The 2917-nt window shown below is 67.2% G+C and carries 3 protein-coding genes; all 3 read right to left on the reverse strand.

The genetic code is table 11. From position 1 onward, the window contains the following. Positions 1 to 196 precede the first annotated feature (196 nt). Positions 197 to 433, reverse strand: coding sequence for a dienelactone hydrolase family protein (locus MUO23_15195; GenBank protein MCJ7514296.1), 237 nt, complete (start codon positions 431 to 433; stop codon positions 197 to 199). 143 nt (positions 434 to 576) lie between these two features. Next, entirely contained in the window at positions 577 to 1146 is a 570-nt protein-coding gene (locus MUO23_15200; protein MCJ7514297.1) for a hypothetical protein, read from the reverse strand. A 147-nt stretch (positions 1147 to 1293) separates the two neighbouring features. Further along, positions 1294 to 2917: tetratricopeptide repeat protein (locus tag MUO23_15205; protein MCJ7514298.1), on the reverse strand; the 1624-nt coding region annotated here is incomplete at its 5' end.

Here is a 2917-nt window from a genome sequence, read left to right on the forward strand (position 1 = left end):
CGGTGGTCTGGCGTTCACCCGACCTGGTGTTCTCACTCCAGCCCCGACGTAGCCCATCGACTTGCGGACCTTGGCGTCCCAGATCCACATCCCCACGCGGGAGCCTCCAACTGGACAGACGGGCTCAACGAGCCGAGCGAGTAGGCGCGATCGGTGGTCTGGTCTGATCCCAGAATCCGCCGGCAAGTGGAACGGATCACATGTCCTTGAGGGTGCGATCGAAGAACTGGATGGTGCGCTGCATCGCCAGAGAGAACGGCGCGGACAGGTTGTGATCGGCGCCCGGGTACAGGTAGAGCTCCGCCTCTTTTCCAGCCTCCAAGACTTGCTGGTAGAGCGCCTCGGAGAACTCGTGTGGCACGCTCGTGTCTGCGGTGCCGTGATGCAGTTGCACCGGGCCGGGCGGGGTGAGGCTTCCGGTCTCTGGGCCCATTGCACCTCCACCGTCAGATTCGGCGGACGCAACGCGTCTGGGCGTTCGGAGGTGCAGCAGGGTGGCCGCAGCCACCTCGGGACGGAATCGTCAGATGGGGCGTTGAGATCGAGGAAGAACGCGTCCGCTCTGGATGAAGGAGCCTAGGCTGTGTTCCCTCCCGCCGGCAACCGGCGGACCAGCGCGACGCAGGCGCTCACCCCAAGAACAAGAAAGCTGACCCCCACCAGAATCCACTTGACCGCCGTGAACCAGGGAGCCAGTCCGGCCAGGACAGGCGTCGAGAGCGGATAGCGAATCATCACGACCGAGGTCGAGAGGTTCTCGAGCACGTCGAAGGCCACCGCGCCGAGCGGAACCAGGTTGCCCAGCCGCCAGCGGGAGCCGGGAGCGAATCCCCGGCGGCCGAGCCACGAGATCGAGGTCAGCAGGAATAGCCCGTAGACCAGCGGCCAGGCGACATCGAAGGTGAACCGTGCCCTTACGTAGGCTTGACGACCCGCGGGCCCATAGGCCTCCGCCATGCCAACCAGTTCGGAGGGCGAGTAGAAGAAGGAAGTATCGGGGGAGCCTGCCCCTGCTCCTGCCTCGGCGGCGCTGGCCGCTTGGCGCGGCAGCACCGTCGCCGTGAAGGCAAGGAAGACCAAGAATGCCAGCAGCGCCAACCATCCCGGGGTGTGCCGGGTGACCCAAGAGGAAGACCGTCTCAGCATGTTCAACCTCACTTCGATCTCACCCAGGGTCTCGTTCCTGCCGCCGGCGACCGGCCCCTCACACGGTTGCGGGTGCTCGGGGCGGGCGATTGGGCGTCAGTCCGCCGTGTGGCGCGCGGCGCACCCGACGAACTTGTGGCCGGCCTTTCAGCCTTCCCCAGGGACAGTGCCCCCTCGAGCCTGAGAAGCAGGCGCCGCCGGCAAGCGCTTGCGGCGCTCCAGGCCGGCGATCCACTCCCGCACCTCAACCTCGAGAGCCGGCGAATGTCCCAAAACCAACTCCAGGCTGTGCTTCCCCCGGCGCCGGGCAGAGGCCTTCTTCCCTTGCCCCAGCTCGACCCTGGCCAGGCCGAACTCGGCCTCGGCCTCCGTCAATCGGAGTCCGGACCGGGATGCCAGTTCCAGGCTGCTTCGATACAGGCCCTCGGCATCCTCCACCCGGCCTTCGTTAAGCAAGACATTCGCCAGTCCGCATTGAGCGGCGGCCTGCAAGCGCGGTTGCCCGACCTGATCTGCCAGATGCAGGGCCTCGCGCAGTCGGTCTTCGGCTAGGCCGGCTTGACCCTGGCGGAGATCGAGTTCGCCGGCATTGGTCAGCAGCAGCGCCAGGGCTTCGGGCTGGCCGATTGCCCGCGCCAGGCCGATCCCTTGTTCCAGGCGGCTGGCGGCCGCTTCCAGATTGCCTTGCTGCATCATGATCGAGCCTAGATTCCCCAGAAGCAGGCAGATGCGCACGCGATCGCCGAGTTGGTGGGCCAGGACAAGCGCCTCCTCGAACCGGGCCCGGGCCAGGCTCAGCTGCCCTTCGTCACTGGCCAGCGCTCCCAGGTTGACCAGCAGGAACAGCCGCTGTTCCCACGACCCGGTCTTCTGGGAGAGCTCGAGGCTCTCCTCGAAAGCTCGCGCCGCCTGGGCGCGATCCCCGGTCTGGGCGGCGACAACCCCCAGATTCATCAGGATGGACGCTTCGCGACGCACGTCTCCCAGACGGCGCGCCAACTGGAGCGCCTGATCCAGCAGGGACTGCGCCGACTCAAACTGCCCTCGAACCAGGTGGACCGATGCCAGGTTGGCCTGCAGAGCACAACGCTCGTTGTCCAGGTCCTCGGCCTCGGCTTGCCGCAGCCCGTTTCGGTACGAGGACTCGGCGGCCGTGTGGTCGCCGCGATTGAAGGCGACCGCACCCAGTGTCTGGAACATCCGAGCCGCCTGCCGGGCGTCGTCCATCTCCAGGGCGAGCATCAGCCCTTCCATGGCGAAACACTCGGCATCGGTGAAGGCTGCCAGGTGCAGTGCGGCTTGCGCCCTTGCCGCCTGGATTCCCAGCAGCCGCTCGCGGTCGAATTCCTGGCGGGCCCAATTTTCGGCCTTCGTCCAATACGGCTCCGCCAACGCCCAGGCACCCAACTGATCCACCGGCTTGAGAAGTGCCAGGGTTAGATCGACGAAACCCTCCGACGGCGCATCGCCGAGGGCGGCATCGAGTCCGGCTTGGATGACGGGCAGGTCGCGTTCGAGCTCCGCCGGCGAGCCCTGCGCCCGGCTCAATAGTTCTCGGGTGTGATCAGCCAGGCGCCGCAGAACCAGCGGCCCGATCCCGCCCAGCCGGCAGTAGTCGGTAATGGCTGGGTGCAGGCGGTAGCGCCCGGATCCGGCAGCTTCCACCAGCCCGGCCGCGACCAGCCGGGTGAGACTATCGGCGGGGAGACGCGAGACCGCCAGGGCCGCCGTCTCGTCGAACGTCGCCGGCTCCGGCGGCAGGGCACACAGC

Source organism: Anaerolineales bacterium, from assembly GCA_022866145.1.
Lineage (GTDB): Bacteria > Chloroflexota > Anaerolineae > Anaerolineales > E44-bin32 > PFL42.